Genomic DNA, 18,085 nt, shown 5'->3' on the forward strand with positions numbered 1-18,085 from the left:
CCGCTGCTACACTTGCGGTCGTGGCCGCTGTACAGACAATCAACGAAAGAATCGGAATCCATGGTGCCCGCAAAAAACGAAAATCCGGTATCCGATTTCAAATTCGATGCGCTGACGTCCCTCCGGGGTATCGCTGCCCTGTGCACGGTGCTGGCGCACCTGATCGTCATCTGGGGCGACGTGTTCCCCGCTTTACAGCAGGGATCCCTGTTCCGCGATTTTGCCCTGCACACCTACCTGTTCGTGGATTTCTTTTTCGTCCTGAGCGGTTTCGTGATGAGCCATGCGTACGGCAGGCATTTCGCGGATGCCGTCAGGCCCGGCAGCTACATGCGGTTCCTGCGCGCGCGGTTCGCGCGCGTCTATCCGCTGCACCTGCTGTTGCTGCTCGTGTATGTCGGCCTGGCCACCATCGGGATCAAGCAGGCCCAGGAAAATCCTGACTGGTCGATTACCGCCCACCTGCTGCTGCTGCACGCGATGGGATTCTTCAACCACACGACGTGGAACCAGCCTTCGTGGTCCATCAGCGTCGAGTGGTGGACGTATATCGTGTTCCCGTTTGCGATTCCGCTGGCCCGCCGTTATTTCTCGAAAACCGCGGCGATGCTCGCCCTGCCGGTCATCCTCGGGCTGTTCGCATTCCTGGCCATGCATTTCGGCAGCGCGAACCTGACGGTCGGTTTCGCATTCTTCCGCTGCCTGATCGGATTTTGCGCCGGCGCGTGCCTGTATACGATCGTCCGGCACCGGCGCATGGCATCGTTCGCCGACGCTGCCGCCAACGGCGCGCTGGCCGCGGTGTTCCTGGTCCTGCTGTTCGTACCGTCGCCGTATGCCGACATGCTCGCCTTCGTGGGCTTTTGCGCGCTCGTGGTCGCGGCCAGCGTGGGAACCGGCGGCGGCCACTGGCTGCATCATCCGGTCCTGGTCTGGATCGGCGACATCTCGTATTCGATCTATCTGTGGCACAGCCTGCTGCTGCACGTGTTTGCAAAAGCCCTGGGCGCGGCCGCCCGGGCGCTGCCGTTCTTCCACAACCACCCGGTCCTGTTCTTCGTCGCCGCGCTCGTGCTGTTCGAAGCCGCCATCCTGTTGCTGGCGCACATGAGCTACCGGTTCTTTGAATTGCCGCTGAGGAACTTCTTGGGGCCAAAGAAGCATGCCGAGGCGCGCACGTTACAAGTGTTGCATTTTAGATAGCTTATCAATAGGCTATAATTTCGCGCCGGTTGTTGTCAAAGTGAAACTAAAGCCGGCCGAACAAAATTGCCGGAGAACAGGGTGGCCGCAGCGGACAAGCCAGGAATCGTATTCACCATGCGTTATCCCGACGATACGGGGTACGTATGGAATTTCACCGCCGCCGTGCGCGACCGGGCAAGTGCCGACCTGCGTGAACGGGCGAACGTGTACATGGCGTTTCCCAAGCTGACCGGCAATCCCAGCTACCAGCCGAAGAATTTGCAACCGGTCGAACTGGATTGCTACGATACATCGCCGGCCGGACGGGCCGCGATCGAACAATTCGTGCGCACCCATAATGTAAAAGTCATGGTGTTCATGAGCGCGCTGTCGAACACCGTGTGCCTTGACCTGCTGCGCCGCCTGGGCGTGCGCACGATCAATACGGAAAACGACAGTTTCGACCCGCGCCAGCGGGACGGCGCTATCAAGAAAGTGGCGAAATTCCTGCTGCGGCGCGTGCTGCGCCTGCAGCAGCACGACCTGCACCTCGCCAATTCCGTCGCCCAGGAACACTTCCTGCTGAATTACCAGAAGCTTCCGCGCGACAAGGTGGTCCTGATGCGCAATTCGGTCGATTCGGTGAAGTTTCATCCAGGCGACCGCAACGAAGCACGCGCGCAGCTGGGCCTGGACCCCGATCGCTTCTGGATCCTGGCCGTTTCGCAGGCGCGCCCGGAAAAACGCGTGGACCGGCTGCTGCAAGTGGTGCGCGACGTCATCGACGCGCGCCCGGCCAAGCGCATCGGCTTCATCTACGTGGGCGACGGTCCGCCGGCCGCGCAATGGAAACAGCTTGCGCAGGAACTCGGCCTCGCCGATGTATGCGTGTTCGCCGGCCGCCAGAACGACCTCGTGCCGTACTACCGCGCCGCCGACCTGCTCGTGCACGCGGCCGAGCGCGAAAGCTTCGGCAATGCGATCGTCGAGGCCATGGCATGCGGCATCCCCGTCGTCGCCAGCGCGGCATTGGGCCCGAAGGAAACGATCCTCGACGGCAAGACCGGCGCCGTGATCGGCCTGGACGATTTCGCGGGTTTCACCCAGGCCGTGCTGCGCTATGTCGACGATCCGGAAATGACAAAAATGCATGGTAACTACGCGCGTGCGCACGTCGATACCGCATATAATGTTGTGCGTCAAAGCAAGGAGTTCGCTGCACACATTGCGCGGTTCCTATGATTGCCCAGCAAACGCAACCGCTTTGAATTCGATCAGCAGAAAAGGGAGTCCCGAGGAATGTCTTTAGTCGAGAGGGTGGTCCAGCGCGTCAGGCGAGACTATTTCCGATGGCAGTACCAGAAAGTCGCACGCCAGATCCTGGACACCCGCCCCGTCAAGCGCGGCGACCTGCCCTTCACGCTGCTGTCGATGGTGCACCAGCGCGACGTCCATTCCTACCTGGTCGCGGTCAAGTCGTTTACCCATTTCCTGAATCCGTCGCGCATCGTGGTCGTGTGCGATCCGTCGATCGACGAGACCGACCGCGCCGTGCTGAAGCACCACCTGCCGCACGTGATCCTGCGCGAAGCGGGCGAATTCACGCATCCGGACATTCCGCGCGGCGGCACCTGGGAGCGCCTGTTCGCGATTTCCGGCTATGCGCTGGACAGCTACGTCGTCCAGCTCGATGCCGATACGCTGACCATGCAGCCGATCCCGGAGGTGCTGCAGGCCATCCAGACCGGCGCCGGCTTCGTGCTCGGCGAAATCCCGGACACGCCGATCCGCCCGCTGGACGCGGTACGCGCCCACGCGCTGCCGAAGGTGAAGCCGGGCGCGCACATCCAGACCCTGTCGGAAGCCGAGATGGCCAACGTCGGCCTGCCGGGCGATGCCCGCTACGTGCGCGGCTGCTCCGGCTTCACGGGGTTCCCGCCGTCGACGACGATGCGCGACAACCTGCTCGACTTCTCGCGCCGCATGACGGGCAAGCTGGGCGAGGACTGGAAACGCTGGGGTACCGAACAGGTGACCTCGAACTACCTGGTGGCGAACGCGTTCGCCGCGAAATCGCTGCCGTTCCCGAAATACGGCACGCCCGACTGCGCCACGGCGGAGACGGCGTTCTTCCACTTCATCGGACCGATGCGCTTCATCAATAACAAGTACAAGACGACGTCGCGCCAGGCCATCCACCTGATCTCCAACGCGCCGGCCTGATACCCGGCGCGTTTTTCTCTCCCCGGTTGCGTTGTCATGGCAGATTTGCGTCGTTCGCTGGTCATTAATTTCTTCGCGACGTCGGGCACCAAGGTCCTGCAGTTCATCGTCAGCATCCTGCTGGCGCGGATCCTGAGCCCGAGCGAGATCGGCATCTATTCGATGACGGTCGTGTTCGTGAATTTCGCCCAGGTGTTCCGCGACTTCGGCGTCAGCTATTACCTGCAGCGCGAACCGGATCTCGACAACGACAAGATCCGCTCGGCGACCGGCGTCGTGTTCACGACGTCGTGGGTCATCGCCGCCGCCCTGTTCGCGGCCAGCGGCTGGCTCGGCACGTGGTTCAAGGAACCGGGCATCGTGCCGGTGATGCGCGTGCTGGCCATCGGCTTCGTGTTCATCCCATTCGGCACCGTCACGGGCGCCCTGCTCGCCCGTCACTACGAGGCCGAGAAACAGGCCGTCGTCCACGTCGTCGGCACCGTATGCTTCTGCGCCAGCACGCTGATCCTCGGCGAGATGGGCCACGGCGCCATGTCGATGGCCTGGGGTAACCTGATCAACATCGTCGCCTGCGGCATCGCCTACGTGCCGCTGCGCCCGAAAGGCATGCCGTGGCTGCCGGGCTTCCGCCACTGGAAGAGCGTGGCGCACTTCGGCGTCGGCTCGCTCGTGACGAACTGCGCGACGACGCTGAACAACTCGATTCCCGATATCCTGCTCGGCAAACTGGGCTCGGCGCGCCACGTGGGCCTGCTGAGCCGGGCGAACTCCACGGTGTCGATCTTCAGCTACGTGGCTGGTTCGACGATGAACTACGGCGCCGTCCCGTATCTGGCCCAGACGTATCACAAGGGCGAATCGCTGGCGCCGATCCTCGCCCGTTCCACCTTGCTGCTGACGGGCGTCGGCTGGACCGCGCTGGCGCTGACGGCCGTGCTGGGCCAGGACGTCGTCGTCGCGCTGTACGGCGCCAAATGGATCGAGTGCGTGCCGGCGATCCTGCCGCTCGTGCTGGCCGCCGTCGTGACGCTCGCCTTCAACTACATCCCGATGGCGGTGACCGCGATCGGCAAGCCGTACCTGAGCGCGTTCCCGGTCGTCGTCACCCTGGCGACCCGCATCCTGTTCGGCGTGCTGCTGTTCGACGGCAGCCTGAACGGATTCGCCTGGGCGCTGTTCTTCGCAACGGTCGCCAGCGCCCCCGTCACCGCGATCCAGCAGAGCCGGTATTTCGGCCTCACGACCGCGATGATGTTGCGCGCCCTGCTGCCCAGCGCCGTCGTGGCGGCGGGCACCGGCGCGGTCGCCTGGCTGCTGGCGGCGCTGCTGCCGGCGTCCATCCCGGCCATGGCGCGGCTGCTCGTGATGATGCTGCCGCTGGCCCTGGCCTGGTACCTCCTGCTGCGCGCCACGCGCCACGAACTGGTGGGCGAAGTGCACCGCCTGGCCGCACCGTTGAAAGCCCGGCTGGCCCTGTTGCGCCCGAATGTATAATCGACCGCTCGCCCTCTCGTGGCGTGGCGCTTACTGAACCGAATGACCATCATGACGTATCTCGACGAAGTCAAAGCGACCCTGATCGACGTGCTGAGCCTGGGCGATGCCGGCCAGCGCCTCAATGCCGACTCCCCCCTGCTGGGCAGCCTGCCCGAACTCGACTCGATGGCCGTCGTCAGCCTGATCGGCGCCCTCGAAGAGCGCTTCGGCATCGCCATCGACGACGACGACCTGAGCGCCAGCACCTTCGAAACCCTGGGCAGCCTGGCCGGCTTCGTGGCCGCGAAACGCGCCGAATGACACCGGACCGGGCCGAGGTGGACACGGAACCGTTCTTCCTCGGCAGCGGCGCGGACCGGCGCTTCTGCCTGTTCCACCGGCCCGCGGGCCCCTGCCGCGGCGCCGTCCTGTACGTGCCGCCGTTCGCCGAAGAACTCAACCGCACCCGCCGCATGGCCGCCCTCGGCGCGCGCCGCCTGGCCGCGCACGGGGTTGGCGTGCTGCAGATCGATTTGCTCGGCACCGGCGACAGCGCCGGCGACTTCGCGGACGCCCGCTGGGACCTGTGGAAGCAGGACCTGGACACGGGCGCCGCCTGGCTGCGCGCGCGCGTCGACGCCCCGCTCACGCTGTGGGGCCTGCGCCTCGGCGCCCTGCTTGCGCTCGACTTTGCGCTCGACCATGCGCGCACATCGGACGTCCCGCTCGCGCCCATGCTGCTGTGGCAGCCGGTGGCCGCGGGATCCACGTACCTGACCCAGTTCCTGCGCCTGCGCACCGCGAACGCGATGCTGGGAGAAGACGCGGCCGCGCAGAGCGGCACGAAGGCGCTGCGCGCCGCGCTGCAGGCCGGGGAAACGCTGGAAATCGCGGGCTACGATCTCACGCCCGAACTGGCGCGCGCCATCGACGCCCTGCCCGCGCCCGACGCGATGCTGCCGCCCGTGCCCGTGCACTGGTTCGAGGTGCTCGGCGCACCTGGGCAGGCGCCGGGACCGGCCGCGGCGCGCGTCAAGGCGGCCTGGGAAGCACGCGGCACACAACTGCACGTGCACACGGTCACGGGCGCGCCGTTCTGGGCCACGACCGCCATCTCGACCTGTCCGGCCCTGCTCGACGCGACCGTCGACGCCACCCTGGAGCGCGCCCATGTCGTATGACGAACGCGCCCTGTCGTTCCGCTGCGGCGACGCGGCGCTGGTCGGGATCGCGTCCGTGCCGGCGCAGGCGTGTACGCGCGGCGTGCTGATCGTCGTCGGCGGTCCGCAATACCGCATCGGCAGCCACCGCCAGTTCGCCCTGCTGGCGCGCCATCTCGCCGCCCACGGCATCGCCGCGATGCGCTTCGATTACCGCGGCATGGGCGACAGCGACGGCGAGGAACGCGATTTCGAAGCGATCCAGGACGACATCCGCGCCGCGCTCGACGCGTTCGTCGAAGCCGTGCCTGGTCTCACCGACATCGTGCTGTGGGGCCTGTGCGACGGCGCGTCGGCGGCCGCGATGTATGCGCCGGGCGATGCGCGCGTGCGCGGCCTCGTGCTGCTGAACCCCTGGGTGCGCACGGACGACAGCGTCGCCCGCACGACGTTGAAACACCATTACCGCGACCGCCTGCGCAACCCGGAATTCTGGCGCAAGCTGGCGCGCGGACAGTTCGATTACGCGGGCTCGCTGTCGTCGATGCTGAAACTCGTGCGCACCGCGCTTTCAAGCCGACCGGCGGGGCGCCCGGCGTCGGAAGACGAACCGGCCCCGCTGCCCGAGCGCATGCGCCAGGGCCTGCACGGGTTCAAGGGCGACACCCTGCTCGTGATCGGCGGCGCCGACCTGACGGGCCGCGAATTCTGCGACGTGGCCGGTTCGACGCCGGCCTGGAAACGCCTGCTGGCCACGCCACGCGTGACGTGGCGCCGCCTCGAGGAGGCCGACCACACGTTCTCGCGCCGCGCGTGGCGCGACCAGGTGGCCGAGTGGACCCGCGAATGGGTCAAGGCGTTGCCAGGCACGCCGTAAAGCGGGCGAAGGCCCCGTACACGGCAGGCGCGCCGCGGCGCGTGCCGCACAGGTCGAGCGCGTCCGCCGGCCGTTCTCCCTCATCCGCCTCGGCGCGCAGCGGCGCGTCGGCGCGCCAGGCGAAATCGCCGGTCTCGGGTGCGCGGAACAGGCCGCGCACGGGATGGCTGCCCAGGTAGGCGCGCCACAGCGGCGCCTCACGATTGTCGCCCAGGTGCACGATGCCGCCGTCGCGCGCGCGGATCGGACCGTCGACGAGGTTCCCGTCCACCTGGGCACTGCTGGCCGGGTAGCGCACGTCGATGCCGGTCGTGTCGACGAGCGTGTTGTCGAAGACCTTGCTCCCCGCCGCTTTGTTCAGGTAGATGCCCGCATCGGAACAGCCGACGATCAGGTTGGCGCGCAGGGTGCCGCCCTCCTGTTCCGTGATGCAGCGGCCGTCGCGGCAGAATTCGTGCCCCGTGCCGCCGCCGCCCAGCGACAGGCCCACGCGCTGTCCCGGCAGGCCACGCAGCATCTGTTCGCACCACACGACGTTACGCTCGAAGACGTTGTTCCTGCCGCCGCCCTTGGCGAACGCGCCGTAGCTGACCTGGTTGCCGTCGCGCTTGGCGAAGTCGGTGATCAGGTTCGCGCGCAGCGTCCAGCCGCTGGCCGCCACGAGGTCGACGGGCGTCACCGGATTGGCGGTCGCGCGCGCGCGCGTGGCGGTGAGGGTCGTGTGTTCGATCAGGCCGTCGTCCGGAAAGCGGCCGCCGGCGCCGTTGATCTTGATGTGCGCGTTGAAGTCGCGGATCGTGTTGTTGACGCTCGCGAAGTGGTGGCCGTTGCCGATGACGTGGAAGGCGTGTTCGCAGTCGTCGTCGGCCCGGCACACGCCGTCGATGTTCAGGTTTTCGAAGCGCCAGTACGGCGCGCCGACGACGAAGCCCTCGAGCGTCTCGAGTTCGATGTGCACGGTGCCCGGCTGCGCCGCGCGCACGACGATGGGCGCATCGGCCCGGCCGGGGCGCGGTACGTCGATGCTCTTGCCCTGGAACCGGTAGGTGCCCGGCGCCAGCGTGATGACGTCGCCCGGAGACGCCTGCAGGAGCGCCGCGCGCAAGGCCTCGGGCGTGGCGACCTGGATGCCGGCGCCGTCCTGCCCGACGGGCCGCGGCTGGGCGCCGGCGGCGAGCGCCAGCCGCGCAGGCGGCGCGGCGGCGCTGCCACGGTCGAGCGAGGTCAGGATGGCGGCGACGCGGCGGCCCGTGTTCTCGATGAGCGGATTGTGGCCGCTGCTGCGTTTTTCGATGTACGGCGCGAGCGTGCGCGGCGCGCGTCCGACGTGGTCGATGGCGGCCAGCAGCACGCCGCCCGCGACGACGGCAAGTACACCCGCCGCGAGCAGGCCGCGGCGCGCCAGCCTGGCCGCCGTCACGCGCTGGCCTTGATGCCGTGGCGTCCCATCAGGTCGTACAAGGTGGGCCGGCTGACGCCCAGCATCTCGGACGCCTTGACGATATTCCCGTCGGTGCGCGCGAGCGCGCGGGCGATGGCCTTGTACTCGGCTTCGTCGCGCACCTGGCGCAGGTTCAACGGCTCTTCCTCGGCACCCGTGTCGGGCAGGCCGAGATCGTCGGCGACGATGGTGTTTCCGTCGGCCATGATGACGGCGCGCTTGATGCAGTTTTCCATCTCGCGCACGTTGCCGGGCCACTGGTAGGCTTCGATCGCGGCCAGCGCGTCCGGCGCGAAGTGCAGCGACGCGCGCGATTCCTGCGCGCAGAACTTGTTCTTGAAGTGATGGGCCAGCAGCGCCGCATCGCCCTCGCGCTGGCGCAGCGGCGGGATCGTCACGACGATTTCGGACAGGCGGTAATACAGGTCTTCGCGGAAGCGGCCCTGCGCGCACAAGTCCTTCAGCTTCTGGTGCGTCGCGCAGACGATGCGCACGTCGACGGGGATCTCGTCATGGCCGCCGATACGCTCGATCACGCGCTCCTGCAGGAAGCGCAGCAGCTTGGCCTGCAGCGCCATCGGCAGGTCGCCGACTTCGTCGAGGAAGAACGTGCCGCCGTGGGCCAGCTCCACCTTGCCCTTGGTCTGCTTGGCGGCGCCCGTGAAGGCGCCCTTCTCGTAGCCGAACAACTCGCTCTCGAGCAGGTTTTCCGGAATCGCCGCGCAGTTGATCGCCATGAAGCGCTCCTTCGCGCGCGGCGACAGCGCATGGATGGCGCGTGCCAGCACCTCCTTGCCGGTACCGGATTCGCCCAGCAGCATGACGGACGCGGACGTCGGCGCCACCTTCTCGATGGTGCGGCAGACTTTCGACATGCCCGGGTCGCGCGAGATCACGCCGGCCAGCGGCGAGTCGGCCTGCGACTGCTGCATGCGGCGGTTTTCCTCCTGCAGGTTGTGCAGGAAGAAGGCGCGCTGGATCACGAGGTTCAACACTTCCGGATCGACCGGCTTCTGGTGGAAATCGTAGGCGCCCATGCCGATCGCCTTGACGGCGTTGGCATGGTCCTGGTTGCCCGTCAGGACGATCACGCGCGTGTCCGGCGCCAGCGCCAGGATCTGCTGCAAGGTGGCCAGGCCTTCGGTGGAGCCGTCCGGATCGGGCGGCAGGCCGAGGTCCATCGTGCAGACGGCCGGCTCGTGGCGGCGGATCTGCGCCAGCGCCGCCTCGCGGTCGCCGGCCACCACCACGTCGTACGCGTCCAGGCTCCAGCGCAGCTGTTTCTGCAGGCCTGGATCGTCTTCGATGATCAACAGCTTGGGTTTTTGTTGGGTCATGGTGTCTTCTTTCAGGCGATCGTCGCGGCGGCCGCGACGCGGTGCAGCGGCAGGACGACCTTGAACGTGGTACCGAGTCGGGGTTGGCTGGTCACGTCCAGCGTCCCGCCCAGCTCGGTGATGTATTCGCGGCTTTCGAACACGCCGATGCCCATGCCGGCCGACTTGGTGGAGTCGAATGGCTTGAACAGGCGCTCGCGGATGAATTCTTCGGTCATGCCTTCGCCGGTGTCCGTGATCTCGACCTCGACGGCGTCTTCGCGTCCGCCGGCCGGCAGGGCCACGCGGACCATCACGTTGCCGTCGCGCGGCGTCGCCTCGATCGCGTTCTGGATCAGGTGGCCCAGCACGCGCTCCAGGCGCTCGCGGTCGGCCAGCACGCACAGGCCCGCCTGCTCGACGAGCAGTTGCGGATGCGGCTCGAACGCGCTCTTGAGGGCCAGCGCCTGGCGCACGACGTCATCGACGGCCAGCGGCTGCGGCTTGTCGGCATTCTCGCTGCGCGACAGCTTCTGCAGCAGCAGCTTCATTTTCTGCACGGAGTGGTTCAGCGTCTCCAGCATGTCGCGCTGGAATTCGGGGTTGTCCTTGTGCTTCTCCGCGTTCGCGTTCATCAGCGACAGCTGGGCGACGAGGTTCTTCAGGTCGTGCACGACGAACGTCGACATGCGGTTGAACGACTCGAACTGGCGCGCCACCATCAGCGCGTTGGCGGCGTCTTCCTGCGCGAGGTAGCTGGCGGCCTGGCTGCCGGCGATCTCCAGCAGGTCGATGATTTCCCAGTTCAGTTTCACCGGACTGCGCGCGCGCTGCAGCACGACGAAGCCGAACAGTTTTTCCTGCAGCATCAGCGGCACGACGAGCCAGCGGCGCGGCGAGTCCAGCAGCCAGCCGGGCAAGGCGAGACCTTCGTATTTGTCGGGGCGCTCGACGTATTCGTCGACGTCGACGACCCACTGCGTGCTTTCCAGGAAGCGGCAGAACGGCGCGTTGGCCGGCTCGCTCACGTGGGTGTCGACCGTCGGCCAGCCCGCCATCGCCGTGAAGCGGCCGCCGGCATCGCGCTGCCACAAGGTGCCGCCGGGGCTTTCGACGAGCACGGCCAGCGCCTGGATCGCGCGCTCGCCCAGGTTCGGGCCGCGCTCGGACAGCGTGCGCGTAAAGCGCATCCACTCTTCGCGGTAATCGTAGTTGTAGCGGTAGAAGTGCTTGCTGATCGAGACCTTCAGCCAGGAGCGCGCCGTGCCGGAGAACAGGATCACGCCCAGCAGGGAGATGGCGCCGAACAGGAAGCCCGTCTGCATCACCGTGCCCCAGCTGCCGCCCACGTAGCGCAGGTAGTAGCCGACCGTGCCCATGGCCAGCAGGTAGATCGCGGAACCGAACAGCGCGGCCGAATGGAAGACGACGCGGCGCGACACGGCGAACGACGTCGTCCACGACTTGCGCCGCGTGATCGACAGCGCGATCAGCGGCACCGTCAGCGCGTTGACGAAGCCGCGCGCCGTCCACAGGTCCGCGCTCAGTTTGCGGAACAGCAGCGCATTGCTGTACATGTAGAAGTCGTAGGCGAACATGCCGCCGATGCCCAGGCAGGCGAACTTGATCGCCCAGCGCTCTTCGATGGTCTTGTTGCGGTAGACCTGCTCGACGAGCAGCATGCCGTACACGGACAGGCCGACATAGCCGATCAGGAGCGGCAGCCCGAGCACGGGCAGGAGGTCGTTGTCCCAGTGGGCGACGCCGACGCCGGTCAGCAGCAGCAGATAGACGTAGCCCGCCGCCAGCAGTCCCGCGCGCGGCGCGGGGAAGCGGCCGAGGATCAGGCGCGCCGGCTGGCCGTCCGCGTCGCTGCGCCAGTCGCCGAGCAGGGCCACGAGGAACAGCGACCAGGTGCCGTCGCGCAGCACCTCGAGCGCGGCCGTGCCCGTGTTCCACAGGATCTCCCGGGCGGCATCCACGCCCAGCGCCGCGGCCCACGCGGCCGTCGCCAGGCAGGCGGCGCTCAGCGTGCCGCGCTGGACGCGGCCGTGCCAGCCCGACAGGACCGACAGGCCCAGTGCGAGGAAGCCGATGGCGGCCAGTGCGTAGCAGGAAGCAGCGATATTGATCACGTTACTGGGCACGATGCGGCCGCAGGGAACATCAGCGTCCGCTGCGGAACAGGACGACCTTCAGGGTGTCGATCAGGATCAGGACGTCCAGGAACAGGCTGTTGTTCTTCACGTAGTACAGATCGTACTGCAGCTTCTGCAGCGCGTCCTCGGCCGAAGAACCGTAGCCGTAGCGTACCTGGGCCCAGCCGGTGATGCCCGGCTTGACGCTGTGGCGCACGTTGTAATACGGGACCACTTCGATCAGCTGGTCGACGAAGTACTGGCGCTCCGGGCGCGGCCCCACGAACGACATGTCGCCCTTGAGCACGTTGAGCACCTGCGGCAGCTCGTCGATACGCGTCTTGCGCATGAAATTGCCGACGCGCGTGATGCGCGGGTCGTTCTGCTGCGCCCATTGCGGCTTGCCGCCCTTTTCCGCGTCGGTGCGCATGCTGCGGAATTTGTGGACGAAGAACACGGCGCCATCCTTGCCGACCCGTTCCTGGGAATAGAACACGGGACCGCCGTCTTCCAGCTTGACGGCCAGCGCCGCCAGCAGCATCAGCGGAAGCGTCAGCACCATGATGATCAGGCTGCAGACGATGTCGAAGCTGCGCTTCATGAACGTGCGCACGAAGCTCTGGTCGAAGCCGCCGCCGAACACGAGCCACGACGGCTGCAGCGAATCGACGCGGATCTGGCAGGTCTCGCGCTCGAAGAAGGTGGCGGCGTCGGTGACCTTGAAGCCCTGCAGCTTGCACTCGAGCAGATCCTTGATGGGGAAGCCGCCGCGGCGGTTCTGCACGGAGACGACGATTTCCTCGACGTTGTACTGGCGCGCCAGCGCGACGAGCGATTCGCCCTCGCGCGACTTCAGCAGGCTGGTCCCCGGCACGCACAATTCCTCGGTCGGCGTCGGCACGAAGCCGGCGATGTTGTAGCGGTGGTAGCTGGTGCTCTGCATCGCCAGGTCGCTGCATTCCTTGGCGAGCGGGCCGCTGCCCAGGAACAGGATGCGGGTTTCCAGGAAGCGCAGCTCGGACGACTTGAAGAACACCATGCGCGCCAGGAAGATGCCGCCCGCGGCGATGCCGAACACGAGCGCCATGATGCCGCGGCCGAAATACAGGTCGGGCGCCACGTAGAACACCAGCGTCAGGATCAGGAAGCCCATCAGGAACGAGGGCATCAGCTTCATGAAGAACGGATGGCGCAGGCCTTCGTTGAAGTCGAGCTGGTACATGCCCATGGCGCTCATGCTGAAGATGATCGCGGCGGTGAATGCGATGGCGGATGTAAAGAAGTGATGGTCGAGGTTGGGCAGGGACGCGTTCTGTCCAAGTTCCATGAACCGCACCGTCGCGCCGATGTAGGCTGCGCCAAGCAGCACCAACACTTCGACGAACAGAAGGACGAATACGATCTTCGACACATAGTGATTAGAAATCCTAAGCACAATTGCCTCCGGTGTAGCTGTTATTGCTGATTTGCACAACCAATAGTCGAGCCGGGATACGCGTGCGCGTTCCCAAAAGTTCTTGACTCAGGGAAATAAAACAAGGCCGGAAATAGCCTGGAACTGTCATTGTCATCATCACATGCAAAACGGCAAGGCTCGGGGGTCCAAGCGGCCTGCCCTCGGCACGACCCATCGAATAGTCACGGCATCCGCAGCTGCGGATGCCGGCGATACATTACAAACGCCAGAGGCAGTAGCCAGCCTCGCGGATCCCGTTCGGATCGAACTGGGCCTTGACGTCGACGAAGCAGCCGCCGTCGTTCAGCTTGGACTGGAAATCCGTCAGCGAACGCGCCAGCACTTCCTTGTGCGGCACCGCAACGATGAGGGCATCGCCCTTCGGCAGGTCTTCCCAGCGCTCCAGTGCGATGCCGTATTCATGCTGCGCTTCGTCCGCTTCGGCCACCGGGTCGTGCACGTGCACTTCGACACCGTAAGACTGTAGCTCGTACACAATGTCCGCGACTTTGGAATTGCGCAGGTCCGGGCAATTTTCCTTGAACGTCAGGCCGATCACGTTGACTTTCGAACCCTTGACGTGGAAGCCCGCCGAGATCATCGATTTGACGGTCTTTTCGGCCACGAACTTGGCCATGCCGTCGTTGATGCGGCGCCCCGCCAGGATCACCTGCGGGTGGTAGCCGATCATCTCGGCCTTGTGCGTCAGGTAGTAGGGGTCGACGCCGATGCAGTGGCCGCCCACCAGGCCCGGGCGGAACGGCAGGAAGTTCCATTTCGTGCCGGCGGCCTTCAGCACTTCCAGCGTATCGATGCCGATCTTGTCGAAGATAATCGCCAGTTCGTTCATCAGCGCGATGTTCAGGTCGCGCTGGGTGTTTTCGATGACCTTGGCCGCTTCCGCGACCTTCAGGCTGGACGCGCGATGCACGCCGGCCTTGACGACGGTCTCGTACATGGCCGCCACGCGTTCCAGCGTCTCCGCGTCGTCGCCGGACACCACTTTCATCACGTTGGTCAGCGTGTGTTCCTTGTCGCCCGGGTTGATGCGCTCGGGCGAGAAGCCGACGTGGAAGCCATCCTTCCACTTCATGCCGGAGAATTTTTCCAGGACGGGGATGCAGACTTCCTCGGTCGCGCCCGGATACACGGTCGATTCATAGATGACGATCGCACCGCGCTTCATGTGCTTGCCGACGGTCTCGCTGGCGCTGATCAGCGGCGCGAAATCGGGCACGTGGGCGATGTCGACGGGGGTCGGAACGCCGATCAGGATGTAATCGGCCTTGGCCAGCGCGGCCGGGTCGGTAGTGACGCTCAGGTGGCGCGCCGAACGCAATTGCTCAGTCGACACCTCACCGGCGGGATCGACAAATTTCTTGTAGCTCTCGACCTTTGTCGTCGACAAATCGAAACCGATCGTCGGGCCGAGCTTGCCGAACTCGACAGCCAGCGGCAAACCTACGTAACCCAATCCCACTACTGCGATGACCTCGTCTGGCTTCATATTGATTCCGTTCCGCTTGGTTGCTATTACGATAACTTTGAGTCAGCACGGAAAAACGTCTGCCCGCTCGACGAGTCAACTCGCCTTGCCGACAACGGCGCCTTGTGCCATCGTCGTTTGCAGACCAACGTTCACATCGTGGGAGCCCATCGAATTTTCACGAATCCTCACCGCCGTGCTGATGAGATAATAACATTTTATCGATTACAAGTTAGCAACAAGACATACCGTGCGCATGAATCGAAACGTTCCGAGAACAGCAGAATAAGTGGCTGCGGTCTAAACAGGCAAGCAATACCTTGTCCTTACGTCCCGGAGTGTTGTAAGCGCGGTTATTGAGCGCTCGTAACTTGTCGTAATGTTATGTCTTTCGGGTAGGCGGTGACATTGCCGGCGTCGAGATCGAGGAAGGCGGCGCGGCCGGTCCTGCTGCGCTCGCGGTTGGCGGCGATGGCCGCCTTGTCGATGCCGGCCAGCAGACGGATCTTGGCCAGCTGCAGCTTAACGTCCTGCATGTTCACGCGCGCCAGCGCATAGCCGAGGTGGGCGAACACGGACACCCATTCGCGGCCGAAGGAGAAATGCGTGTTCGGGTTCGAGCTGCGCGCGATGACTTCGCGCCGGAAGGTTTCGCCCGATTCGAAGAATTTGCTGGGCGGGCGCTGTTCGCGGTCGTGATAGATGCGCGACGTGGGCAGGACGCCCAGTTTCAGTTTGTGGAACTGCAGGCGCTGCGTGTAATTGTCATCCTCGCCGTAGTGGAAGAACGACGGGCTGAAGCCGCCCACCTGTTCCAGGCATGCGCGCGTCACCAGCCACGCGGCGGCATTCACGAAGCCGACGTCGTACACGTCCTTCATGCGGCCGAGGAAGAGATCCGAGTACAAGCCTCGGCATTTGTTCGGCGCGATGTAGTTCGAAAAGCCGTAATCGAGACCGTCGCCGGCGCCGTTCAGGTGCATCGGGCTGATGACGCCATAGGCGGGATGCCGCTGGTGCGCCTCGACGAGTTTTTGCACCGCGTCCGGATCGATCCAGGCATCCTGGTTGAGCAGGAAGACATAGTCCGCGCCGCGCTGGTACGCCATTTCCATGCCAATGTTGTTGGCCTTGCCAAACCCGTGGTTCGTTCCGGTAGCGACGACCTCCACTTCCGGATATTCGGCCGCGATGCGCGCCAGCGTGTCGTCCTTGGATCCGTTGTCGATGACGATCGTGTGCAGCGGCACGGTCGACTTGCGCAGGCTGGAAAAGCACGGGGTCACCCACTTGGATCCGTTGTAGGTCACTATCACCACAAAAACCTTGGCGCTCATCGTCGTCCTCTTTGAAATGGCTGGAAAATCGGCTGCAGTGTCGGATGTTGACACATTTGCAGCAAATCCGGAAGGAAACGGGCACTACGGTGTGCGGGGAGACAGGAAGGCATGGCGCGGCTGGTGAGAATCGAACCTACGACCCTTGGCTTCGGAGGCCCCAAAATAGCCATAGATAAGCACTATATTTATTCGAGACATTATCTTTATTGGCACAATCTTGGCACACTAACAGCTCAGCTAGAACTTTCGAACGACAAATGCCAGCCCATCCGCGATGTTGCCATAACGTTGGCCAACTGGGTCAATAGGCAACTTTATCTTGCGTGCCAAGTAGTAGCAGCGCCGGGGGCACCATCACGCCCCCATAGCTGCGGAGCCGGCGGCGTGTCGACCGTGACTACTACAAGTCCTGGATATTCAGCTAGACCACCACACGCCAAATCCCGACGTTTCGGCCGCTGGTCGCTATGGTCCCGGCTCCCTCCAGGAAAGCTACACCGGCGAGTTTACGGTGACGACGAACACTTGCATAGGCGGAAAGTGAAGCACCACGACATGCCACCGTTGAGTAGTTTGGTAAGTCATCTCCCGTAATCAATGCCGGCATTTTCGGCAGTTGGCCCTGGTCTTTGCCGGGGCCAAGGCTTCACTGGGTCCGAAACGATGATGATCTCTTGCATTCGAAGCTATACGGTATTGGCCGCTGTGTTCGCCACGTTGCTCTCAACTGCTGCTGCCGCTGCTGCCACGGCGCCGCGCGCATGGCTAGTCAGCAAAGGCAATACACAAGCCGTGCTAGTCGGCGAGTCTCACGTCGGTACCCCGGTTGAGAACGATCACTACTTTGAGACCGTCGTGAAACCGAGTTACGCGGTGGCTGAGGTGGCCGTAATGGAGACTTATTTCGGCCCGGACCAGCTCCGGAACGGATCGTTCGCGCTCGGCGCTCCGTGCTTTGACGATCCGAAGGGTTTGCACACGCAGCGCTTGCATCTTGCCTTTGACGCTCTGATTAAGGCGACACGGGATAGCCATCTTGACGTGCCAAACTGGCTCGAAAGCTGGGCGCTTGTGCCGGAATACCTGACTTTGACATTGTTGGACACGTTTACAACGGCGTCGCTTGGGCCAGCATATGACGTCAGTGAAACAGGCATTTCCTTCCGCTTGCGTGGCAAGGGCACGACATCGAAAAAGACGATTGGCCTAGATACGCTCGGGGACCGGCGAACGCACTTCTGCAGCGCGAGTGCCGTTGACCGAGCAGATTTCGTTGCTGATAAAGCCCTGCAGGTTTCGCGCCTGCTGCGCCTGAAGCAATCGGATCCGTTGTACGGCTCCCTTGGCAAACTAGCAGTCGTCGCCGGGGAGGTTACTGACGAAAAGGTCCGCTGCGTCGACCGCCCGACGCCCTGTGCCATTGATCCGGTTTCTCCTGGCGATCGGATCTTGCAGGACAAGGGACTGGAGACAAACTATAGTTCGGGTACGTTTGAGATCATGATCAAGCAACGTACCCATGCCTGGGTTCCCCTCATCGCCAAAACCATTTCCGAACACCACAGAACTTTCGTCATCGTCGGTGCGCTGCACCTTCCCGACCTACGAGTTGGCACCCGGGTCGAGCCTGGTTTGATCAGTCTGCTGCGCCAGCAAGGCTTTTCGGTCACCCGCATCTGCGGGGCCAGTGACATCAGTGCGACATTCCTATCGCCTTCCTGGTTCGACCGCGTGCGCTCCGCGCTGGGTAGCTTATGAAGACCCATATTACAGACCGAAGCGAGCGAGTTCGGCTTGCCCTGCCTTGCCATGCACGGCTTGTGCGCAATGCCACCATGCTGGAACGGGCAGCGCGGCCACTGAGTCTGCCTAGATGTGCCGTGACTTGTTTCGAAACGTACGAGACGCCGGCACAAATTTGGCACATTCAATATGCCAAGAATGAATTCAATGCACGACACTGCTGCGTATCGCAGCACGTAAA

Annotated in this window: 14 protein-coding genes; 8 read left to right on the forward strand and 6 right to left on the reverse strand. The window is 64.4% G+C overall.

What is annotated here, in order from left to right:
- Positions 1-60: 60 nt before the first annotated feature.
- The 7 genes from ACL58G_RS03865 (at position 61) to ACL58G_RS03895 (ending at position 6,924) form a co-directional block, all read left to right on the forward strand.
- A complete protein-coding gene (locus ACL58G_RS03865; protein WP_440965267.1) occupies positions 61-1,203 on the forward strand; it encodes an acyltransferase family protein in 1,143 nt (380 codons plus the stop codon).
- Between the two features lie 117 nt (positions 1,204-1,320).
- Positions 1,321-2,427: a glycosyltransferase family 4 protein gene (locus tag ACL58G_RS03870; protein ID WP_440965269.1), complete on the forward strand. Its 1,107-nt coding sequence runs from the start codon at positions 1,321-1,323 to the stop codon at positions 2,425-2,427.
- Positions 2,428-2,484: 57 nt separating this feature from the next.
- Positions 2,485-3,408 carry a hypothetical protein gene (locus ACL58G_RS03875; RefSeq protein ID WP_413380636.1) on the forward strand — a complete coding sequence of 308 codons (924 nt, stop codon included), beginning with the start codon at positions 2,485-2,487 and terminating at the stop codon, positions 3,406-3,408.
- 36 nt (positions 3,409-3,444) lie between these two features.
- Positions 3,445-4,905: an oligosaccharide flippase family protein gene (locus ACL58G_RS03880; protein WP_413380638.1), complete on the forward strand. Its 1,461-nt coding sequence runs from the start codon at positions 3,445-3,447 to the stop codon at positions 4,903-4,905.
- Between the two features lie 51 nt (positions 4,906-4,956).
- The gene (locus ACL58G_RS03885; RefSeq protein WP_413385930.1) at positions 4,957-5,208 is read left to right on the forward strand and encodes an acyl carrier protein; all 252 of its coding nucleotides are present in this window, start codon (positions 4,957-4,959) and stop codon (positions 5,206-5,208) included.
- Positions 5,205-6,068: a hydrolase 2, exosortase A system-associated gene (locus tag ACL58G_RS03890; protein ID WP_440965271.1), complete on the forward strand. Its 864-nt coding sequence runs from the start codon at positions 5,205-5,207 to the stop codon at positions 6,066-6,068. Before ACL58G_RS03885 ends, ACL58G_RS03890 begins: the two co-directional genes overlap by 4 nt.
- The gene (locus ACL58G_RS03895) at positions 6,058-6,924 is read left to right on the forward strand and encodes a hydrolase 1, exosortase A system-associated (RefSeq protein ID WP_440965273.1); all 867 of its coding nucleotides are present in this window, start codon (positions 6,058-6,060) and stop codon (positions 6,922-6,924) included. The genes ACL58G_RS03890 and ACL58G_RS03895 overlap by 11 nt, the downstream gene beginning before the upstream one ends.
- Here the strand turns inward: ACL58G_RS03895 and ACL58G_RS03900 are convergent.
- The 6 genes from ACL58G_RS03900 to ACL58G_RS03925 form a co-directional block, all read right to left on the reverse strand.
- A complete protein-coding gene (locus tag ACL58G_RS03900) occupies positions 6,899-8,344 on the reverse strand; it encodes a right-handed parallel beta-helix repeat-containing protein (protein ID WP_440965275.1) in 1,446 nt (481 codons plus the stop codon). The two genes, ACL58G_RS03895 and ACL58G_RS03900, sit on opposite strands and share 26 nt — an antisense overlap.
- Positions 8,341-9,702, reverse strand: coding sequence for a PEP-CTERM-box response regulator transcription factor (gene prsR / locus ACL58G_RS03905; RefSeq protein ID WP_413341112.1), 1,362 nt, complete (start codon positions 9,700-9,702; stop codon positions 8,341-8,343). Before prsR ends, ACL58G_RS03900 begins: the two co-directional genes overlap by 4 nt.
- Before the next feature lie 11 nt (positions 9,703-9,713).
- A complete protein-coding gene (gene prsK, locus ACL58G_RS03910; protein ID WP_440965277.1) occupies positions 9,714-11,816 on the reverse strand; it encodes an XrtA/PEP-CTERM system histidine kinase PrsK in 2,103 nt (700 codons plus the stop codon).
- A 31-nt stretch (positions 11,817-11,847) separates the two neighbouring features.
- Complete coding sequence (locus ACL58G_RS03915; RefSeq protein ID WP_440965279.1) at positions 11,848-13,230, reverse strand: TIGR03013 family XrtA/PEP-CTERM system glycosyltransferase; 1,383 nt, start codon at positions 13,228-13,230, stop codon at positions 11,848-11,850.
- A gap of 262 nt (positions 13,231-13,492) precedes the next feature.
- Positions 13,493-14,782 (reverse strand): nucleotide sugar dehydrogenase, encoded by a 1,290-nt coding sequence (locus ACL58G_RS03920; RefSeq protein WP_413341117.1) that lies wholly within the window; start codon positions 14,780-14,782, stop codon positions 13,493-13,495.
- 332 nt (positions 14,783-15,114) lie between these two features.
- The gene (locus ACL58G_RS03925; protein ID WP_440965281.1) at positions 15,115-16,098 is read right to left on the reverse strand and encodes a glycosyltransferase family 2 protein; all 984 of its coding nucleotides are present in this window, start codon (positions 16,096-16,098) and stop codon (positions 15,115-15,117) included.
- 666 nt (positions 16,099-16,764) lie between these two features.
- Here ACL58G_RS03925 and ACL58G_RS03930 point away from each other — a divergent pair.
- Entirely contained in the window at positions 16,765-17,859 is a 1,095-nt protein-coding gene (locus ACL58G_RS03930) for a TraB/GumN family protein (RefSeq protein WP_440965283.1), read from the forward strand.
- Positions 17,860-18,085 lie beyond the last annotated feature (226 nt).

This window comes from Massilia sp. GER05, from assembly GCF_052056005.1.
In the GTDB taxonomy this organism is placed as follows: domain Bacteria; phylum Pseudomonadota; class Gammaproteobacteria; order Burkholderiales; family Burkholderiaceae_D; genus Telluria; species Telluria orientalis.